The organism is Microbacterium sp. (assembly GCF_031988965.1).
Classification (GTDB): Bacteria; Actinomycetota; Actinomycetes; order Actinomycetales; family Microbacteriaceae; genus Microbacterium.
In genome coordinates, this window is the sequence record NZ_DALZXX010000261.1 from 1 (window position 1) to 1,922 (window position 1,922).

A 1,922-nucleotide genomic window follows, 5' to 3' on the forward strand; every position below is an offset into this window, starting at 1 on the left:
GAACAGCGCGAGGCCCGCGACCGCGGGGATCACCGCTTCGGGCGCGAGCAGCACGAGTGCCGCGAACGCCGCCGAGAAGCCGCCGAGCACGAGATACGAGACCCCTGTCGAGAGGCCGGCGACCCATCGGCGCTTCGGGTCGGGGTCGGCGTCGGGGGATGCCGCGAGTGCCGCGCTGATGGCGGCGAGGTTGATGGCGTGACCGCCGGCGGTGGCGCCCAGCGCGGTGCCGACACCCGTGACGAGCATCGCGGGTCGCCATGGCACCTCGTAGCCGAAGCTGCGCATGATCGCGACGCCCGGCACGTTCTGCGAAGCCATCGTCACGATGAACAGCGGCAGCGCGATGCCGACGAGCGCGCCGACGGTTAAGGTGGGAGCGGTGACCTCGGCCCGGGGGAGCAGCAGCCCGACATCCACGGGCGCCCCCGCCTGCACCAGCGAGATGGCGACGACGATCGCTGCGGCGACGAACGCCAGCGGCACAGCCCAGCGGGGCGCGAGGCGGGCGAAGATCAGCCAGGTGAGCACGACCGGAATGACGCCCCACGGGTTCGTCGCGAGCCCGGTGATCGGCGCGAGACACAGCGGAAGCAGCACGCCGGCGAGCATGGCCTGCGCGATCGACGGAGGGATGCGCGCGATCAGCCCGCCGAGCGCCGGCCAGACAGCGGTGAGCAGGATGAGCGCCGCCGTGACGAGGAAGGCCCCGATGGCTGCCGACCAGCCCCCGTCGACGACACCGGTCGCCGCGAGCAGTGCGGCGCCGGGTGTGGACCATGCCACGGTGATCGGCATCCGATACCGCCATGCCAGCACGATGCAGGCGAGTCCCATCGTGAGGCTGACCGCGAGCAGCCCGCTGGCCGCCTGCGCCGACGACGCGCCGACCGCGGTGAGTCCCGTGAGCACGACCGCGAACGAGCTCGTGAACCCCACGAGCGCCGTGACGATGCCGGCCACGATCGGGCGGGACAGTCGCGCGGAAGGCGGGGGAGCGGAGGGCGCGGGAGCGGACACCATCCGAGAGTATCCATGACCCGAGCTATGCGAGTCCCATGCGGTGCGCGAGTACGACGGCCTGCACGCGGTCGCGGGCGCCGAGCTTCTGCAGGATGCGCGAGACGGTCGCCTCGCCGATGAACAGGGCACTCGCGATCTCCGCGTTGCTGCGGGCATCCGCGAGCAGCGCGAGCACCTCTGCCTCCCGCTCGGTGAGCGGCTCGGCCAGCGCGACCGCCGGAGTGGTGGCCGGTGCGGAGGCCCGCGCCGGTTCGACGCCGGACGTCGGAGCGGATGCCGTCGAGAACCGTGCGAGCACCCGGCGCGTCACCTCGGGCGCGAGCATCCCGTCGCCCGCGGCGAGAGCTCGCACGGCGGCCAGGAGGTCTTCGGGGCCGGCGTTCTTGAGCAGGAATCCGCTCGCCCCGGCATCCAGCGCCTGGTACAGGTAGTCGTCGCGGTCGAACGTCGTGATGATCGCGATCGCGGCCGAGATCTCGGGGTCGGCGACGATGCGCCTGGTCGCCTCGATGCCGTCCATGTCGGGCATCTGCACGTCCATCGTGATCACGTCGGGACGCAGGGCGGTCGCCTGTGCGATGGCTTCGGCACCCGTGGCCGCCTCGCCGACGACCGTGATGTCGGGTTGGGTGTCGAGGATCGTGCGGAAGCCGGCCCGGAGCATCGCGTGGTCGTCGACGAGCAGGACGCGGATCGGCGTGGAGGCGTCGGTCATCGTGCGGCACTGCTCTCGGGTGTCTGGGGAGTCTGGGTCGGTCGTGGATCCTGGATCGCCGGGTAATCCTGGGTCGGTCGTGGGGCCGAGCCGTCGAGGGGGACCCGGGCGCGTACGCGCAGACCGCCCGTGAGGCGGGGCGTGACCTCGAGGGTGCCGCCCGACGCCGCTGCCCGCTCCCGCA

At 72.5% G+C, this 1,922-nt stretch carries 2 protein-coding genes and 1 pseudogene; all 3 read right to left on the reverse strand.

The genetic code is table 11. The features are described from left to right. Nucleotides 1–1,023, reverse strand: a 1,023-nt coding sequence (locus tag RTM68_RS18515) for a benzoate/H(+) symporter BenE family transporter (protein WP_312173782.1), incomplete at its 3' end; no start/stop codon positions are given. Nucleotides 1,024–1,045: 22 nt separating this feature from the next. Beyond that, on the reverse strand, nt 1,046–1,738 hold the full coding sequence (locus tag RTM68_RS18520) for a response regulator transcription factor (protein WP_312173784.1): 693 nt from the start codon (nt 1,736–1,738) through the stop codon (nt 1,046–1,048). After that, nucleotides 1,735–1,922 (reverse strand): annotated as a pseudogene (locus RTM68_RS18525) (hypothetical protein); the annotation flags it as partial. The gene RTM68_RS18520 and the pseudogene RTM68_RS18525, both read right to left, overlap by 4 nt.

Bases quoted from the DNA above. Each gene is read 5' to 3' on its own strand.
- RTM68_RS18520 (WP_312173784.1), bottom strand. From the start codon at position 1,738: ATGACCGACGCCTCCACGCCGATCCGCGTCCTGCTCGTCGACGACCAC.